The following is a 16,758-nucleotide window of genomic DNA, read 5'->3' on the forward strand; positions in this document are numbered from 1 at the left end:
GTCAGCGATCCCCCCGGGGTAGGCCGAGGAGTCGCTCGGCGATCACATTGCGTTGAATCTCGTTGGTGCCGGCATAGATCGGTCCCGACAGCGAGAACAGGTAACCGTCGAGCCACGCGTCGTTGAGTTCGGCCTCGGCACCCTGGAGGTCCAGGGCGGTCTCGTGGGCTGCGATGTCCCACTGACTCCAGAACACCTTGTTGATCGACGACTCCAGGCCGAGCTGACCGCCGGCGGCGAGCCGGCTCACGGTCTGATACGTCGACAACTCGTATGCGCGGGAACCGATCCAGGCGTCCGCGACGCCCTTGTCGGTCGCTGCGGTCGGCGGAACACGGTCGCCGCATACCTTCCACAGTTCGACGAGTCGGTCGGTGGTGGCGAGGAATCGGCCGGGGGAGCGCAGCGACAGTCCGCGCTCGTTGGCGGCGGTGCTCATCGCCACCCGCCACCCGTTGTCGACCTCTCCGATCACCCCCGACCCGGCGGGATCGGCCGGGTCGTCGGGGACGAAAACGTCTTCGAGGAACAGTTCCGCAAAACCGGGTTCGCCGTCGAGCTGGGCGATCGGACGCACCGTCACCCCGTCGCCATGCAGGTCGAACATGAAGTAGGTCAAGCCCTTATGGCGTTGTGCGGACTTGTCGGTCCGGAACAGACCGAATGCGCGATCGGCGAAGGACGACCGCGAACTCCACGTCTTCTGGCCATTCAGCAGCCATCCGCCGTCGGTGCGGGTGGCACTCGAGCGCAGCGACGCCAGGTCGCTGCCGGCTTCCGGTTCGCTCCACGCCTGACCCCAGATGTCGTCGGCGCGTGCCATCCGCGGCATGATCCGGGACAGCTGTTCGGTGCTCGCGTGCTCGAACAGCGTGGGCGCCAACAGGAAGATGCCGTTCTGGCTGACCCTGCCGGGTGCGCCGGAGCGGTAGTACTCCTCTTCGAAGATCAGCCAGTGCAGCAGCGGCTCATCACGACCGCCGTACTCCTCGGGCCAGCTGACCGCCGACATCCGGTCGGCCGCCATCGTTCGTTCCCACTCGCGATGTGCCTCGAAGCCCTCGGCGGTGTCCATCGACGGCAACGGCTCCGCGGGAACATGGTCGGCGAGCCAGCTGCGGATCTCCGCCCGAAATGCTTGTGCCGCATTATCCAACAGATAGTCCACGTCAGGACCCCGCCCTGGCGGCGGCGCTCTTCATCGACTTCGCGTCCATGCCGCCCAACGAGTCCCCGCCGGAGGATTCGGCATTGGCCGAGTGCGCGAAGTGGTGCCAACCGAAGACCGAGTCCATCGCGTTGCGCATACCCATCTGGTCCTCGCAGATGTTGACCGCCTTCTTCGACAGGAACAGGCCCTGCATCGGCATCTCGACGATCTTCTCCGCGATGCCGTTCACCTTGCCCGCGAGTCCATCTCGTTCGACGACATGGTTGACCATGCCCCACTCGGCGGCCTGGGACGCGGTGAACCGCTCGCCGGTGAACAGGATCTCCTTGGCCCGGCGGGGCCCGAGGACGTAGGCATGGGCGAAGTACTCGACGCCGGGAATCCCCATGCGGGCGACCGGGTCGGAGAAGAATGCGTCGTCGGAGGCGACGATGAAGTCGCAGACCCACGCCAGCATGAGCCCGCCGGCGATGCATGCCCCGTGCACCGCGGCGATCATCGGCTTGGGGATGTCGCGCCACCGGCGACACATCCCCATGTAGACCTCCATCTCACGGGCCAGTCGCTGATCGGCACCCGACTTGTCGGTGTGATCCCAGTGCAGGACAGCAGCGTTCTCGTAGTAGGTGTCGAAATCACGCTCCGGAGTACCGATGTCGTGGCCGGCCGAGAAGTGCTTACCCTTGGCCCGCAACACGATGACCTTCACCGACGCGTCGTCGACGGCCTTACGGAAGGCGGCGTCGAGCGAATACGTCATCACCGAGTTCTGCGCGTTGCGGTACTCGGGCCGGTTGAGGGTCACGTAGGCGACCGCGCCAGCCGGACCGCCGACCTCGTAGGCGACCGGGGAGGTGTCGGGTCCGAGATCGTCGGGGCCCAGGGGTGGTGGGATGACGGCGTCGCTCATGCCACCGAGCGTAACCTAGCAAGTGCTTGGTTGGTAGTGGCGGCCTGGTCGGGCGGCTGCGACGAGGAGAACGCTCAGTCCAAGGGGCACGATTGCCCACAAGGCTGCGGTCCGGTAGCCACCGACGGCCGGCAGAAGAGAATCGGGCGGCGTCGCGGAGGCGAGGAGGAAGCCCGCAACGGCGCTGCCCGCGCTGAAACCCGTCGCTCGGACGATCTGATTGATGGAGAGCACGCTCGAGGTCTCGTCCTGTGGCACGTCAACCAGCAGAAGCCCGGGCATGGCCGCGGAGATCCCGCCGACTGCATAACCGAGCAGCGCGACTGCGACCAGAACAGCGGCCAGAGAGTTGTGAGCGATGACGAACACCGCTGCGGCGGCAATGGCAGGCATTGCCGACAGCGCGTACACCCAACCTTCAGCCAGGCGACCACCTAGGGCGTGTCTCCCAAATGCTGTAGCCAGTTGAGGATCGCGTTGAGCGTCACTGCTGCTCGATAGGTGATGGCGAGTTTGTCGTAGCGGGTGGCTAGCCCGCGCCAGTGCTTCGACCATGCGAAGGATCGCTCGACGACGTTGCGGTCCTTGTACAGTTTGGGGTCGAATGTCGGTGGCCGGCCACCGTTTCTGCCGCGCTTCTTGCGGGAGTTGATCTGGGTGGACTTCTCCGGGATCACTGCGGTGATCCCTTTGTCACGCAACAGTGTCCGGTTGACGCCGGTGGCGTAGGCCTTGTCGGCGAGGACCGCGTCCGGGCGAGTCCGTGGCCGACCGGCACCGATGCGTGGAACGTAGATGTCGGCGAGGACCTCGGCGAGCATCGCCCCGTCGTTGCGTTGACCGCCGGTGACGATGTTGGCCAACGGCCGGCCCCGCCCGTCGACGGCGCGATGGATCTTCGTGGTCAACCCGCCACGCGACCTGCCGATCCCGTGACCTGCGGGTTCACCACCGTCAGGGGCGAGGTTTTTGTGATTCGATGATGCCCCCTGTGTCCTGATCAGGGCGTGTGGTGTTCGTCGCGTGCTGATGGGCACGGGCGATCGTCGCGTCGACCGAGATGTTCCAGTCGATCCTGCCGACCGCATCAGCCTGCGCGAGTACGTGAGTCAGGATACGGTCCCACGTGCCGTCCTGTGCGTAGCGTCGATGGCGTTTCCATACCGTCTGCCATGGCCCGAATTGCTCACGAGGCAAGTCCCGCCAAGGGATTCCGGTCCGGTACCGATAGGCGATGCCCTCCACGACTCGCCGGTGCTCACCAAATGGGTGCGCGCGTTTGCCGACATTCGACGGCAGTAACGGTTCGATCCGCGCCCACTGCTCGTCGGTGAATACCTGATACCTCGAAGTCGTCATCGCCACCGAATCAGCCTGCCCGCCATACATCCTCAAGTATCGGCGACCCGCCTAACCGAGGACCTGCCCAACATCGATTCGATTGCCGTCCGGATCACAGAAGACGAACCCTCGCACACCGTAATCGGCGTCGCGCAGCCGTTTCACAATGCGGACGTTGTTTTCAACGAGGTACTCGTACAGGCGGGTTGCATCAGCAACCAGCAGGTGCGCCACGTTGAAGGCGCGGGGCCGGTGGCTACCCACGAGCGTCAGGTGAAGTTCGGCGTCATCACGACGCAAGATGACAAACCCCACGGGCGTGCCGTTCGTGAACACCACCGTCATACCCAGCATGTCACGGTAAAAGCCCAAAGCCCGATTGATATCACCTACGGGTATCGTGGCCGCGATCCGGCCGAAACTGACGTGCGACTCACTCATATGGGCGCGCTCCAAATACACGAGCGGGTACGGAGACGATGCTCGCGCAACCCAGACGTCGGCGCGGTGGCCGCTACCACCAACACAGTACCCGCTCAAACTCCCAGCGGACTCCGCCCCCAGTATAGGAGACACGCCCTAGAAGCGGAGTCGTCCTCGCTGCCATGAATCCGAGCAGCGAGAACGGAATCAGCGACGCTCCTGCCGCTAAACCCGGAAGCGCGAATCCGTAGTTGGCAGCCGGCGGCGTCTGCACGTATCTGGTCATCAGACTGAAGAGCAGGTAGAGACCTACCGCAGCGATCAGCATCGCGAGGTTCGCCCGCAATTGCCGAGCGCGTCCCAGCAGCCGTAGGTTCACCAGAGGGGAACGGCTGCGGAGTTCGATGGCAACGAATGCGGTGATCGCGACCAGCACACCGACGACGGTGACCACAGCTGCCCCTGGGGCCCGCCATAAGGCGGGGTCGGCGATGATCAGCAATACGCCGAACATTGCGACCGCGAGCGTCGACGCCCCTCCGATATCGATCGTCGGACGCGGACCAGGTTTCTCGGCGGGCAGTGATCGCCACGCGACGATCAACGCGACAACAGACAAGGCGAGCCCGATGCCGTATGCGGCGCGTAGGCCCGTGGCCTGATCGACAAAGCTGACCAGCGGATAACCGACCCCGATCCCTACGGTCGAGGCAACTGAGAGGGCAGCGATGGTCGACGGCGAGTGCTGTGGTGAAAGATGTTCGCGGGCAACACTCATCAGCAGTGCGACGACTCCGACGGCGAGCCCCTGTAGACCGCGGCCGACGAGCAGAACCCACAAGGGTGCGGCGATGACTGTCAGGATGCCGCCCACGGCAACCAAGGACAGGGTGGCCAGGATCGTGGCGCGCCGAGCCGGTCCGCTCCCGAGTCGGCCGAGTACCGGACCAGCGATCGCGCCGGTGAACAACGTCACCGTGAGCGTCCATTGCGCGGCGTCGAGTGACACATGCAGGCTGGTTGCGACCGCCGTGATCAACGGTGCTCCGACGCTTCCGATCACGGCCGCCGCCAGAGCGGTGCACACGAGAGAGGCACTGAGCTGACGGTCGGGTCTCGAGATGACCGTTTCCTCCGGGTGGCCGCGGGTCATCGGTTTGTCTCGGTCGTGATGTGCGCGAAGAGGCCTGGCCGAATGCGTGTGCGGACGCCGTCGGCCCAAGGCGCGTCGATGTCGTTGACGTCGAGAGCCGCGCCCGCGTTGAGGAGCATGCCATAGGCGAGAAATGTCTTCACTGTCACCGGTTCGAGTTCGGTGCCATGGTCGACGGTGTCCCACAGCTGTGCGAAGCACTCACGGACGGTTTCGCGCACCTCAGGGTCTCCGCATGCCGCCAATCCCTGCAACTGCAGCAGTAATCCGGTTCTGTCGGCGAGCAGATCGTAGTATTGCGCACCCATCTCCGAGAGGCCGGCGAGTCCGGTGGTCTCGCCGGCGGCTGTAGTCATTCCCTCGCTGACCCGGGTGAATGCCGCGCGCACCAGCTCGAGGAACAACGCCTTCTTGGTGCCGAAGATCCGAAATATGTAGGCCTGTGTGATCCCCGAGGATTGGGCGATCGACTCGGTCGACGCTCCGTGGAGGCCGAATGCTGCGAACTCCTCCGCTGCTATTGCCAGGATCTGAGCCCTGCGGTCTGCGCCGCTCATCCTCGATGCCATTAGGGATAAATTACCAGTTACTAACTACTTACAAAAGGGAGTAACGACGATCCCTGCGAGATACAGCGTCAGGCGCGATCTCCACTTGAGTGGCCTGCAGGGCGCTCGGAGAGTTCCGCAGCGCACCCACGTGCCGCGTCGATGAGGCGATCGAGTTCGGTGCGATCGACGTGACCGCGCGGGCAGACGACGACCGAGGCGTGGACGGCGCCGCCGGCATCGAAGACCGGTGCGCCGATGGTGACCGCGGCGATCGCGTCGTCGCTGAGCTCGTCGGGCAGATAGTCGATGGTGCTGATCTGCTCGAGGAGTTCATCGACACGCACCCGAACGCCTGCGGGTACCTCCAACGAGTCCAGCGTGGCCATCAGGGTGACGTGGTCGTCGGTCATCCGCTCGATCGAGGCGCCACGTTCGCGGACCGCATCGAGGACGAGTGCGAGACGGGTGCGCAGCGACGCCGGAGCCGTGGCGATCCACGACGCACGCTCGGCCGGTGGCGCCCAGGCGAGAAACTCGCGGCACACCGGCGGCCGCAACGGCATCCGGGCGCCGCTGGTCAGCCACGCCGCCGAGCCGAGGGCGCGGCCAGGTGGCGCCGACCCCACCACGATGGTGATCTCGTCACCGACCCGTCGTGCCAGAAAGCAGTGCAGGCCCAGCTGTTCGGCGAGGGCGTCGAGGAGAGGCCCCGCTCGACGAGTGAGGTGATCGGCCCGGGAGATCGCGACGGCGAGACCGACGAGGCGACCACCCGTCGAATAGGTTCCATCTGGGAGGCGCGTGGCCCATCCGCGCTCTGTCAATTCGCCGAGGATCGCGTGTGCCGTGGCGCGCGAGTGCCCGGTTCGGCGGACAATGTCGGCGAGGGACAGCGGACCGTCGGCGGTACCGAGGATCTCGACGATCTCCACGACGCGTGCAGTCGGCGGCGACGGCGGCCGTGTCACCGACGAGTGGGGTGGTTGTTGACCCGGCCCGTCTGCACCGCCTAGCGTGTCCGTCACATAGTCAATACTGAGTGTCGAATATTCGACATGTCAAGGGAGCGCAGAGTGACAGCGTCATCCGCGAGCACACCCGTACGGGGCCACTACGAGCTGAGTCATCTCGACGCACTCGAGGCCGAGTCGGTCCACATCTTCCGCGAGGTCGCGGCGACCTTCGAGCGGCCGGTGTTGCTGTTCTCCGGTGGCAAGGACTCGGTGGTGATGTTCCACCTCGCCCGCCGAGCGTTCTGGCCGGCCCCGATCCCGTTCCCGCTGATGCACGTCGACACCGGGCACAATTTCGACGAGGTCATCGACTACCGCGACCGGGTGGTCGCCGCGACCGGCGTGCGGCTGGTGGTGAGTTCGGTGCAGGACGACATCGACGCCGGTCGCGTCGTCGAGCAGACCGGACCGGGTGCGAGCCGCAATCGGCTGCAGACCACCGCGTTGCTCCGTGGCATCACCGAGAACGGATTCGATGCGGTGTTCGGCGGGGCGCGCCGCGACGAGGAGAAGGCTCGGGCCAAGGAACGTGTCTTCAGTTTCCGGGACGAGTTCGGCACGTGGGACCCGCGCGCCCAGCGGCCCGAGCTGTGGCACCTCTACAACGGCCGCCACCACAAGGGCGAGCACATCCGGGTGTTCCCGTTGAGTAATTGGACCGAACTCGACATCTGGCAATACATCGCCGAACAGCACATCGAGCTGCCGTCGATCTACTACGCACACGACCGTCAGGTGATACCGCGCGACGGAATGCTGTTGGCGGACACGCGGTTCCTCGAACGTCTGCCGGACGAGCAGCCACACACCGAGCGTGTGCGATTCCGGACGGTGGGCGATGCCACCTGCACGGGCTGCGTCCTCAGCGACGCCGACACCGTCGACAAGGTCATCGCGGAGGTGGCGGCGACGCGGATCACCGAGCGAGGCGCCACCCGCGCCGACGACCGCATCTCGGAAGCGGGTATGGAAGACCGCAAGAAGGAAGGTTACTTCTGATGCCCCAGATCCCGATGCCCCAGACTCCGATGCCCCAGACTCAGACGCCTCAGGACGAGATGCCCGGCGCCACAGGAGAACTCCTCCGCATCGCGACTGCGGGGTCGGTCGACGACGGGAAGTCGACGTTGATCGGTCGACTGCTCTACGACGCGAAATCGATCTTCGCTGATCAGCTTGAGTCGATCGAACGGACCAGTGCCGAGCGCGGTGACGAGTACGCGAATCTGGCACTGCTCACCGACGGTCTGCGCGCCGAACGTGAACAGGGCATCACCATCGACGTCGCCTACCGCTACTTCTCCACGCCGAGAAGAAAATTCATCATCGCCGACACGCCGGGGCATGTGCAGTACACCCGCAACATGGTCACCGGCGCGTCGACCGCGAACCTCGCGATCATCCTCATCGACGCACGCAAGGGTGTTCTCGAACAGACCCGGCGGCACGCCTTCCTCTCGTCTCTGCTCGGCATCCCGCACCTGACGGTCTGCGTCAACAAGATGGACCTCGTCGACTGGTCCCGAGCACGTTTCGACGAGATCTGTTCGGAATTCTCCGATTTCGCTGCCAAACTCAACGTCGGTGAGATCACTTTCATCCCGATCTCGGCGCTGCGCGGCGACAACGTCGTCGACGCCTCGGCGGCGATGGACTGGTATCAGGGTCGAACACTGTTGAGTCATCTGGAGAACGTGCACATCGCCTCCGACCGCAATCTCATCGACGCGCGGATGCCGGTCCAGTACGTGATCCGGCCGCAGCGCAGTGACGGCGCCGATCACCGCGCCTACGCCGGCACGGTGGCGGGCGGGGTCTTCGCCCGCGGCGATGAGATCGTGGTGCTGCCCAGTGGTTTCACCACCACCATCACCGACATCTGGGGCCCCGGCGGGACCAAGGTCGACGAGGCGTTCGCCTCGATGGCGTGCTCGATCGAACTCGCCGACGAGATCGACATCGTCCGCGGTGACATGCTCGCCCGACCGAATAACCGGCCCTACGTGAGCCGTGACATCGACGCGATGGTGTGCTGGTTCTCGGAGGACTCGACGCTGACCGAGCGCAGCAGGTTCGCGCTGATCGCCGGTACGCGTACCACCCGCACCGAGATCACCGGCCTCACCTACCGTCTCGACGTCAACACCCTGCACCGCGACGAGGCGGCGACGTATTTGCACCTCAACGAGATCGCGCGCGTGACGCTGCGCACGCAGCAGCCCGTCATGTTCGATTCGTATCGACGCAACCGGGAAACGGGGAGCTTCATCCTCATCGACGAGTCCACCAACAAGACGGTCGGTGCCGGCATGATCACCGCCCCGGTCAGCCACGACAGCCACATCGTCTGGCAGACCACCAAGGTCGGTCGAGAGCATCGGCCGTACGCCGGCGCGACGGTGTGGCTGACCGGGTTGTCGGGGTCCGGAAAGTCGTCACTGGCAATGGAACTCGAGAGAAGATTCGTCGCCGAGGGGCGGCCCGCCTACCTGATGGACGGCGACAACCTGCGGCACGGACTGAACTCCGACCTCGGATTCGGCGACGACGACCGCCGCGAGAACATCCGGCGCACCGCCGAGGTCGCGGCACTGTTCGCCGACTCCGGATCCATCGCGATCGTCTCGCTCATCTCGCCGTTCGGTGACGAGCGCACCCGGGCGCGCGAGATCCATGCCGAACGCGGACTGCCGTTCTTCGAGATCTTCGTCGATACCCCCCTCGACGAATGCGAGCGGCGTGATCCGAAAGGGTTGTACGCCAAGGCCCGACGTGGTGAGATCAGCCAGTTCACCGGCATCGACTCGCCGTACGAACGCCCCGAGCACGCCGACCTCGTCGTGACCCCCGCCGACGGTTCCCCGTCGGAGGCCGCCGACGCGGTCCTGCGTAATCTGGGGCTGTAGTGGGAATCGAGCATGGGAGACGAGGATGGGCGATCGCGCACTCGCCGGTGAGTTGGCCACGGTGGCAGGACATCTGCTGCTGGATATCCGTGCGACGAGCGGCTTGACGGGCAAGGATCTCGGCAAGGAGGGGGACCTGCGTTCCAACGACCTGCTGATGCGCCGCCTCGCCGAGGAACGGCCCGACGACGCGGTGCTCTCGGAGGAGTCCGCCGACGACAAGTCGCGACTGGGTGCGCAGCGCGTGTGGATCGTCGACCCGGTCGACGGCACACGCGAATACGGTATGGACGGACATACCGACTGGGCGGTCCATGTGGCGCTGTGGTCGGCCGACGGTGGCGGCACACTGATCGCGGGGGCCGTCGCACTGCCCGCGCTGGGAGTCACCTACGTCGACGACGACCTTCCGATCACGCCCACCGACGGACTGGCGAGTACCCCGAAGGGCGAGCTGCCGAGGGTGGTGGTGAGCGGCTCGCGGCCCCCGGCGTTCTCGCAGCCGGTGGCCGACGCGATCGGCGGCGAGGTGTTGTCGATGGGATCGGCAGGCGCCAAGGCGATGGCCGTGGTGCGCGGTGAGGCCGACGCCTACGTGCACGCCGGTGGCCAATACGAATGGGATTCGGCGGCGCCCGTCGCGGTGGCACGGGCAAAGGGCTTGTGGTGCGGCCGGATCGACGGGTCGCCACTGGTCTACAACCGCGACGACACCTACCTGCCCGATCTGGTGATCTGCCGACCGGAACTCACCGAACGCATCATCGCGGTGACCGCTGCTGGTTGAGAACCTCCGGTCAGTTCGGTAAACGGCCGGCGACGAGGTCGGCGATGAGCGCATCGGGGTAGCCGGGACACACGGTGGTGTAGATGTCGATGACGACCCCGAGTCGGGTGTTGTCGGCGGTGGCGCCATTGGCGCGCAACACCGCCGCCTGTGTCGAGCGATCCAGTGTCACGAACTCGCTGCACGTCATCGTCGTCGCGTTCGGTGGCGCGGGCACGTCGCTGATCGGTGCGTCGGAGCTCGAATCGGGTTCGGTCGAATCCGGTTCTGACGCATCGGGAGCCGGGGAGTCGGGAGCTGGGGAGCCGGTGGTGGCGTCGGGGTCGGTGGTCGTCGTGGAGATCGACGCGGCGGCCGGGTCGGCCACCGGGTCGCCGCTGACGGTGCACGCGGGCACCGCCGCGAACACCACCACGGCGAGCGCGATCATCGCCACCCGGATTCGGTGTGTGCTCATGGGTGATTCGGTGCTCATGGGTGACTCCGTGTTCATGCGAGAGTTCTTGCCGGCGCCAGGCCCGACAGCACCAAATTCACTGCGGCACGCAGGTCAGCGACCTCGATGCGCATCAGCTCGTCATGGGTGAGGTTCTCCAGATCGCCGCCCGCCGACAGGCGCACCTCACGTTCTTCTTCGGCGGCCTCGATGATGTTGCGGATGAACCGTCCGTTGCCGGCGAGGTCGGTGGCCCGCTGGGTTCCGCCGGGGCCGTGGCGCACGTCGTGATACAGCGGTGTACACGCCTGCTCGAGTTCGGCCATCGCCTCTACCGTGAGGATTGAATCCCGTTGCGCTGCCAGGAACTCGCCGATGCGGGCCAGCTCGCCCGGCGTGTAGGACTCGAAGCGGACGCGGCGGGCGAAGCGCGAACCCAACCCCTCGTTGGCGGCGAGGAAGCGGTCGATCTCGGCGTCGTAGCCGGCGATGATGACCACCAGCCGGTCGCGGTCGTCCTCCATCCGCGCGAGCAGGGTGTCGACGGCCTCCCGGCCGAAGGCGTCACCTCCGGAAAGGCCTTGCTGGATCAGTGTGTACGCCTCGTCGATGAACAGCACACCGTCCATCGCGGAGTCGATCAGCGTTGACGTCTTGATCGCGGTGGAGCCGAGGTGCTCGCCGACCAGATCTCGTCGGGTCGCCTCGATCACCTTGTCGGACTTGATGAATCCGAGCCCGCAGTACAGTGTGGCGATCACCCGGGCGATTGTCGTCTTACCGGTGCCGGGTGGTCCGGTGAAGGCCAGATGCAGGCTGCGCGCCGACGTCGACAGTCCGCGATCGGCCCGGATCCGGGCCAGTGTCGCCGCCGACTTCAGTTTGGCCACTTGCTCTTTGACCGACTCCAGACCGATCTGTGCGTCGAGATCACGTTGCGCCCGGGCGACGAGGTCGTCGCCGTCGGCCGAGGCCGGGTCTGCGTCATCGGTGCCGGGTGTCGACGCCGGGTCCCACATGTCGGCCCGTGCCGCGATCTCCTCGGCGCTCGTCACGGTCAGCCGCAGAGTCTGGCTGCGCATCGCGTCGGCGGCCGCGGTGAACGTCGGATCCCGGGAGAATGCCTGCTCGAAGGCCGCGCGGGCCTGATCCTCCTGACCGGTCTCCCGCAGGGCGAGCCCGAGAGCGAACAGCGCCCGGGTCGCGCAGGAGGGGATCGGGCCGTCGATGGCCCGCTGTAGGCGGCGCAGCCCCTCGGTGAACATGCCCAGCTGCACGCACGCGCTGCCGCACATGTAGTCGGCGGCGCTGCCCAAATACTCGTCGGCCCAGGAGTCGGTTCGCCCCAGTGCGGTCAGGACATCGGGCCAGCGCTGCGCCGAGAAGTGCAGCACGCCCGTCATGAACTCGGCGATCGGTGCGTCGCCGGTGATCTGTGACAGGACCTCGGCGGCCCCGGCGAGATCGTGTCCGCGGATGAGGGTGGCGGCGTACGCGGCGACGGCGTGGTCGGCGTCGACGAGTGGATAGTCGATGAACATCCCGGTGTACCAGCGGCCGACGAGCACTCCCGGCGGCAGCCCGAGCCGACGCTGTTCGCGACCGATCGCATCGCGGTGGCGATACACCGCGAGCAGCGCCTCGTTGACCGCGTCGCCCGTACCGACGGCCGCCGGTCCGCACGCGAGGCGGCCGATCCAGGCGTCGGCCATGCCCGGGTCCCATTCGCTCGCACGTGTGAAGGCGAGTGCCGCCTGCTGCGGATTGTCCACCGGATCGGTGCCCTCGACCGCAATACCCATCGACAGGACGCCGAGTTCGAACAGTTGTCGTGCCCTGCCGACGTCGACCATCGAGAACTCCCCCCCGTTTCGGACCCTGCGAGGAGCCTAATCGGTGGCGCGCGTCACGGGGAGATGATGTGCACGGATGACCACGTTCGCTGTGGATTGTGTGGACTCACGTGGCTCCGGTAGCCACGTCTATCATGGCCGGGTGAGCGATCAGACTCATGTGGACACCGTCTCCGCAGCTGCCCAGTCCCCCGATCATCCCCAGCCCTACCGTGAACTCGGTCTCAAGGACGACGAGTACGACCGCATCCGCGAGATCCTCGGACGCCGACCCACCGATGCCGAGCTGGCGATGTACTCGGTGATGTGGTCCGAGCACTGCTCATACAAATCCTCGAAGGTGCACCTGCGGTACTTCGGGGAGACCACCACCGACGAGATGCGGGCCGGGATGCTCGCCGGTATCGGTGAGAACGCCGGCGTCGTCGACGTCGGCGACGGCTGGGCGGTGACCTTCAAGGTCGAATCGCACAATCACCCGAGCTACGTCGAGCCGTACCAGGGTGCGGCGACCGGCGTCGGCGGCATCGTGCGCGACATCATGGCCATGGGTGCGCGGCCGATCGCGGTGATGGACCAACTGCGCTTCGGTCCTGCCGACGCCCCCGACACCCGGCGCGTCGTCGACGGCGTGGTGCGCGGGGTCGGTGGCTACGGCAATTCGTTGGGCCTGCCGAACGTCGGCGGCGAGACCGTCTTCGATCCCAGCTATGCCGGCAACCCGCTCGTCAACGCGCTGTGTGCGGGCGTGCTGCGCACCGAGGATCTGCACCTGGCGTTCGCCAGCGGCGCGGGCAACAAGATCATCCTGTTCGGAGCGCGGACGGGGCTCGACGGCATCGGCGGTGTGTCGGTGCTGGCGTCGGAGACCTTCGACGATTCGGGGGAGGCCGGCCCGAACCGCAAGAAACTCCCGAGCGTCCAGGTCGGTGACCCGTTCACCGAGAAGGTGCTCATCGAATGCTGCCTCGAGCTCTACCACGCGGGACTGGTGGTGGGTATCCAGGATCTCGGCGGCGCCGGATTATCTTGTGCCACCTCGGAGTTGGCTGCTGCCGGCGACGGCGGCATGCGGATCGAGCTGGAGAAGGTGCCCATGCGTGCGGTCGGCATGACACCGGCCGAGGTGCTCTCGAGCGAATCCCAGGAACGCATGTGCGCGGTGGTCACGCCGGAGAACGTGGAGGCCTTCCTGACGGTGTGCCGCAAGTGGGACGTGCTGGCCACGGTCATCGGGGAGGTCACCGACGGCGATCACCTGGAGATCACCTGGAACGGTGAGACCGTCGTCGACGTGCCGCCGCGCACGGTGGCCCACGAGGGGCCGGTCTACGAGCGGCCCCTCGCCCGACCGGAGTGGCAGGACGAGGTCATCGCCGCCGGTGCGGCGTCGCTGGCGCGGCCATCGACGCCCGACGAACTGCGCTCGACGCTGTTGACGATGCTGGCCTCGCCGGCGCTGTGCAGCCGCAAGTTCATCACCGAGCAGTACGACCGGTACGTGCGCGGCAACACGGTGCTCGCCGAGAACGCCGACTCCGGAATGATCCGCATCGATGAACGCACCGGCCGCGGGATCGCTCTGGCCACCGACGCGTCGGGCCGCTACACCTATCTCGATCCGTACCGCGGTGCGCAACTCGCGCTCGCCGAGGCCTATCGCAACGTCGCCGCATCCGGTGCCACGCCGAAGGCCGTCACCAACTGCCTCAACTTCGGGTCCCCCGAGGATCCTGCGGTGATGTGGCAGTTCCAGCAGGCGGTTCGCGGTCTGGCCGATGGGTGCGCGCAGCTCGGCATCCCGGTGACCGGCGGCAACGTCAGCTTCTACAACCAGACCGGCGCCACGGCGATCCTGCCGACACCGGTGGTCGGTGTGCTCGGTGTGATCGACGACGTCCGGCGCCGCATCCCCACCGGATTCGGCACCGAACCCGGCGAGACGCTCATCCTGCTCGGGCAGACGCGCGACGAGTTCGATGGCTCGATCTGGGCGCAGGTCGCCCATGATCACCTCGGTGGTGTGGCGCCGGCGGTCGACCTCGACCACGAGAAGTTGCTCGGCGACATCCTCACCGCCGCGTCCCGCGACGGCCTGGTCTCCGCCGCCCATGACCTCTCCGAGGGTGGGCTGATCCAGACCGTCGTCGAGTCGGCGCTCGCCGGCGAGACCGGCTGCCGCGTATTGCTGCCCGAGGGGGCCGACCCGTTCGTCTGGCTGTTCTCCGAATCGACGGGCCGTGTGTTGGTGGCGGTGCCGCGCACCGAGGAGTCGCGATTCGTCGCGATGCTCGACGCCCGCGGCATGCCGTGGACCCGCATCGGCGTCGTCGATCAGGGCAGCGATTCGGTGAGTGTGCAGGACCAGTTCGAGGTCACCCTCGAAGAACTGCGCGTCGCCCACGAGGGAACACTGCCGGCGTTGTTCGGCTGAGCGGGAGCGGAGCGAGCGGGCCGAAATATAACCGTATGCTCGGGTGATCATTCGTTACGCGGTGTGCTGGTCGTGAGAGCTGGGGCATCGAGGAGAAAGGGCGTCACCTCATGACCACTCCGCAGGACGGCTCGGGATCGCAGCCGTACGGCCAACAGTCCAACCCGGGTGCGACGCCGGGATCGTCTCCGTGGGACCAGAAGACGGTGTACGGCGGCGCCGGTCAGCCGCCTGCGACCGGGTCGCCGTCCTACGGTCAGCCCGGTGCCCAGTACGGTCAGCCTGATTACGGGCAGCAACCGGGCTATGGGCAACCTGCGTATGGCCAGCAGCCTGCATACGGCCAGCAACCGAGCTATGGCCAGCAACCCGCATACGGCCAGCAACCGGTGTGGGGGCAGCCCGCGGGCGCCAACGTTCCCTATCCCCAGAACCCGTACGGGGACCCGTACGCGCTGAAGCCCTCGGGTGGCACCGCGATCACTGCGACCGTCCTCAGCTTCCTCGGCGGCGTCTCGGCGATCTTCGGGCTCATCGTTTCGATCGGCGTGCTCGTCACCATCTCGGCCCTGGCGACCGAGGTCGATCGGATTCCGGGGTGGTACAACGCCGTCCTCGTGATGCAGATGATCGTCGACGTGGTACTCGCCGTGCTGTTGATCTGGGGTGGCGTATCGGTGTTGCGGCACAAGATGATCGGCCGAATTCTCGTCGCCTCGGGATGTGGCGTGTCGATCGTGTTCGGCATCATCGGGGCGATCGCGGGCCTGGCTGTCGAGTCGGCGTTGAGTCACAACGGCGTCAGCAGTGGCTTCGGAAGCGGCATTTTCAGCTTCGTCGGTCTCATCTTCCCGATCGCCACGGCGATCCTCGTGATGCTGCCGTCCACCGCGGAGTGGATCAAGGCCGGCTGACGCCCGAATCCTCTGTCGCCGAACCGAACCGCCGGGCCACGCCCTGTGGATCGTCGGTGGTGATCTGGTCGGCGCGCAGCTCGAGCGCGCGGTCGATGTCGGGGTCGTCCCGGCCGAAGGTGTAGATGTCGATCTCGCGTCCGGTGGCGTGGAACGCTGCGACGAGGTCGGTGCCCCGATCAGCGACGGTCAGCACCAGCCGCCGATCGAGATAGATCACCTCGGCGCGCGGTGAGGCGGCGACTGCGTGGTCGACGAAACGCCGATAGGTGCGCCACCTCAGCGCCCGGTCGACCGCGCCGTGATGGCAGGGGTCGTACCCCACACGCAGGCGCGGTACCGCGTCGGTGAGGATGCGAACCGCCTCGGCATCGCCGCACGAGAGAATCGCATGCTCCGCGAACGGTGCGACCGCCTCGGCGAAGGACCGCACGATCGGCTCGTCGAGGTCGTCGGCGGACTGTTTGAGATCCAACTGCAGCACAGCGTTCGGGTGAATGTCGGCGAGCGCACCGCCCAGGTCGCCGAGCAGCGTCACCGGTTCGTCGATCCGACGACCGTCGTTGTCGCGCAAGGTCAACGATCGAAGGTAGTCGGCTGGGGCTGCGCCGACGTCGCCGGAGCCGGTCGTCGCCCCGGCCAGATCGCGGTCGTGCAGGATCGCGAAGCCGCATGGTTCGGACGAGCCCGGTGCGTGGATCACGAGGTCGACCTCCACGCTCGCCCCGACCGCCATCCCCTCGACGATTCTGCTGCGCGTGAAGGGCGAGTCGTCGGAGCGTTTGCGTGCGCGATGCCATTTGAGGCGGGTGCGGTGGCCGTCGGACGTCACGGCGATCGGTTCAGCGGTACTCATCGTCGGCGCA

Annotated in this window: 15 protein-coding genes and 1 pseudogene; 5 read left to right on the top strand and 11 right to left on the bottom strand. The window is 66.5% G+C overall.

The window, feature by feature from the left end; all coding sequences use genetic code 11:
* Position 1 precedes the first annotated feature (1 nt).
* The 8 genes and pseudogenes from QNM97_RS02430 to QNM97_RS02465 form a co-directional block, all read right to left on the bottom strand.
* The gene (locus tag QNM97_RS02430; protein ID WP_283821440.1) at positions 2 to 1,168 is read right to left on the bottom strand and encodes an acyl-CoA dehydrogenase family protein; all 1,167 of its coding nucleotides are present in this window, start codon (positions 1,166 to 1,168) and stop codon (positions 2 to 4) included.
* Between the two features lies 1 nt (position 1,169).
* Positions 1,170 to 2,081 (bottom strand): enoyl-CoA hydratase, encoded by a 912-nt coding sequence (locus tag QNM97_RS02435; protein WP_283821441.1) that lies wholly within the window; start codon positions 2,079 to 2,081, stop codon positions 1,170 to 1,172.
* A gap of 15 nt (positions 2,082 to 2,096) precedes the next feature.
* Entirely contained in the window at positions 2,097 to 2,492 is a 396-nt protein-coding gene (locus tag QNM97_RS02440; protein WP_283821442.1) for an MFS transporter, read from the bottom strand.
* A gap of 23 nt (positions 2,493 to 2,515) precedes the next feature.
* Positions 2,516 to 3,440: pseudogene (locus QNM97_RS02445) on the bottom strand (IS5 family transposase).
* A gap of 51 nt (positions 3,441 to 3,491) precedes the next feature.
* Positions 3,492 to 3,863, bottom strand: coding sequence for a VOC family protein (locus tag QNM97_RS02450; protein ID WP_283821443.1), 372 nt, complete (start codon positions 3,861 to 3,863; stop codon positions 3,492 to 3,494).
* A 73-nt stretch (positions 3,864 to 3,936) separates the two neighbouring features.
* Positions 3,937 to 4,998: an MFS transporter gene (locus QNM97_RS02455; RefSeq protein WP_283821444.1), complete on the bottom strand. Its 1,062-nt coding sequence runs from the start codon at positions 4,996 to 4,998 to the stop codon at positions 3,937 to 3,939.
* Positions 4,995 to 5,555 carry a TetR/AcrR family transcriptional regulator gene (locus QNM97_RS02460; RefSeq protein WP_283821445.1) on the bottom strand — a complete coding sequence of 187 codons (561 nt, stop codon included), beginning with the start codon at positions 5,553 to 5,555 and terminating at the stop codon, positions 4,995 to 4,997. The genes QNM97_RS02455 and QNM97_RS02460 overlap by 4 nt, the downstream gene beginning before the upstream one ends.
* A gap of 80 nt (positions 5,556 to 5,635) precedes the next feature.
* Entirely contained in the window at positions 5,636 to 6,517 is an 882-nt protein-coding gene (locus QNM97_RS02465; RefSeq protein WP_283821446.1) for an IclR family transcriptional regulator, read from the bottom strand.
* 87 nt (positions 6,518 to 6,604) lie between these two features.
* On the opposite strand from QNM97_RS02465, the gene cysD reads away from it, so the two are divergent.
* From cysD to QNM97_RS02480, 3 genes are read left to right on the top strand one after another with little or no spacing between them, the layout of a single operon-like run.
* Entirely contained in the window at positions 6,605 to 7,561 is a 957-nt protein-coding gene (gene cysD / locus QNM97_RS02470) for a sulfate adenylyltransferase subunit CysD (RefSeq protein ID WP_208792536.1), read from the top strand.
* A gap of 29 nt (positions 7,562 to 7,590) precedes the next feature.
* The gene (gene cysC, locus QNM97_RS02475) at positions 7,591 to 9,468 is read left to right on the top strand and encodes an adenylyl-sulfate kinase (protein WP_283821447.1); all 1,878 of its coding nucleotides are present in this window, start codon (positions 7,591 to 7,593) and stop codon (positions 9,466 to 9,468) included.
* Between the two features lie 25 nt (positions 9,469 to 9,493).
* Entirely contained in the window at positions 9,494 to 10,255 is a 762-nt protein-coding gene (locus QNM97_RS02480) for a 3'(2'),5'-bisphosphate nucleotidase CysQ (protein ID WP_283821448.1), read from the top strand.
* A gap of 10 nt (positions 10,256 to 10,265) precedes the next feature.
* Here the strand turns inward: QNM97_RS02480 and QNM97_RS02485 are convergent, their stop codons facing one another.
* Positions 10,266 to 10,730, bottom strand: a complete 465-nt coding sequence (locus tag QNM97_RS02485) for a hypothetical protein (protein ID WP_283821449.1) — start codon at positions 10,728 to 10,730, stop codon at positions 10,266 to 10,268.
* A 14-nt stretch (positions 10,731 to 10,744) separates the two neighbouring features.
* Positions 10,745 to 12,544 carry a type VII secretion AAA-ATPase EccA gene (gene eccA, locus QNM97_RS02490; RefSeq protein ID WP_283821450.1) on the bottom strand — a complete coding sequence of 600 codons (1,800 nt, stop codon included), beginning with the start codon at positions 12,542 to 12,544 and terminating at the stop codon, positions 10,745 to 10,747.
* 160 nt (positions 12,545 to 12,704) lie between these two features.
* On the opposite strand from eccA, the gene purL reads away from it, so the two are divergent.
* Complete coding sequence (purL, locus tag QNM97_RS02495) at positions 12,705 to 14,978, top strand: phosphoribosylformylglycinamidine synthase subunit PurL (protein WP_283823074.1); 2,274 nt, start codon at positions 12,705 to 12,707, stop codon at positions 14,976 to 14,978.
* 110 nt (positions 14,979 to 15,088) lie between these two features.
* The gene (locus QNM97_RS02500; RefSeq protein ID WP_283821451.1) at positions 15,089 to 15,892 is read left to right on the top strand and encodes a hypothetical protein; all 804 of its coding nucleotides are present in this window, start codon (positions 15,089 to 15,091) and stop codon (positions 15,890 to 15,892) included.
* On the opposite strand, the gene QNM97_RS02505 is transcribed toward QNM97_RS02500, so the two are convergent.
* Positions 15,879 to 16,748, bottom strand: a complete 870-nt coding sequence (locus tag QNM97_RS02505; protein ID WP_283821452.1) for a glycerophosphodiester phosphodiesterase — start codon at positions 16,746 to 16,748, stop codon at positions 15,879 to 15,881. The two genes, QNM97_RS02500 and QNM97_RS02505, sit on opposite strands and share 14 nt — an antisense overlap.
* Positions 16,749 to 16,758: the final 10 nt, after the last annotated feature.

The sequence above is a fragment of the Gordonia sp. L191 genome, assembly GCF_030077625.1.
GTDB lineage: Bacteria > Actinomycetota > Actinomycetes > Mycobacteriales > Mycobacteriaceae > Gordonia > Gordonia polyisoprenivorans_A.

Coding starts and splice junctions, on each gene's coding strand:
- QNM97_RS02435 (WP_283821441.1), bottom strand. CDS start 2,081: ATGAGCGACGCCGTCATCCCACCACCCCTGGGCCCCGACGATCTCGGA.
- QNM97_RS02450 (WP_283821443.1), bottom strand. CDS start 3,863: ATGAGTGAGTCGCACGTCAGTTTCGGCCGGATCGCGGCCACGATACCC.
- QNM97_RS02455 (WP_283821444.1), bottom strand. CDS start 4,998: ATGACCCGCGGCCACCCGGAGGAAACGGTCATCTCGAGACCCGACCGT.
- QNM97_RS02460 (WP_283821445.1), bottom strand. CDS start 5,555: ATGAGCGGCGCAGACCGCAGGGCTCAGATCCTGGCAATAGCAGCGGAG.
- cysD (WP_208792536.1), top strand. CDS start 6,605: ATGTCAAGGGAGCGCAGAGTGACAGCGTCATCCGCGAGCACACCCGTA.
- cysC (WP_283821447.1), top strand. CDS start 7,591: ATGCCCCAGACTCAGACGCCTCAGGACGAGATGCCCGGCGCCACAGGA.
- QNM97_RS02480 (WP_283821448.1), top strand. CDS start 9,494: ATGGGCGATCGCGCACTCGCCGGTGAGTTGGCCACGGTGGCAGGACAT.
- QNM97_RS02485 (WP_283821449.1), bottom strand. CDS start 10,730: ATGAGCACCGAATCACCCATGAGCACACACCGAATCCGGGTGGCGATG.
- eccA (WP_283821450.1), bottom strand. CDS start 12,544: ATGGTCGACGTCGGCAGGGCACGACAACTGTTCGAACTCGGCGTCCTG.
- QNM97_RS02500 (WP_283821451.1), top strand. CDS start 15,089: ATGACCACTCCGCAGGACGGCTCGGGATCGCAGCCGTACGGCCAACAG.
- QNM97_RS02505 (WP_283821452.1), bottom strand. CDS start 16,748: ATGAGTACCGCTGAACCGATCGCCGTGACGTCCGACGGCCACCGCACC.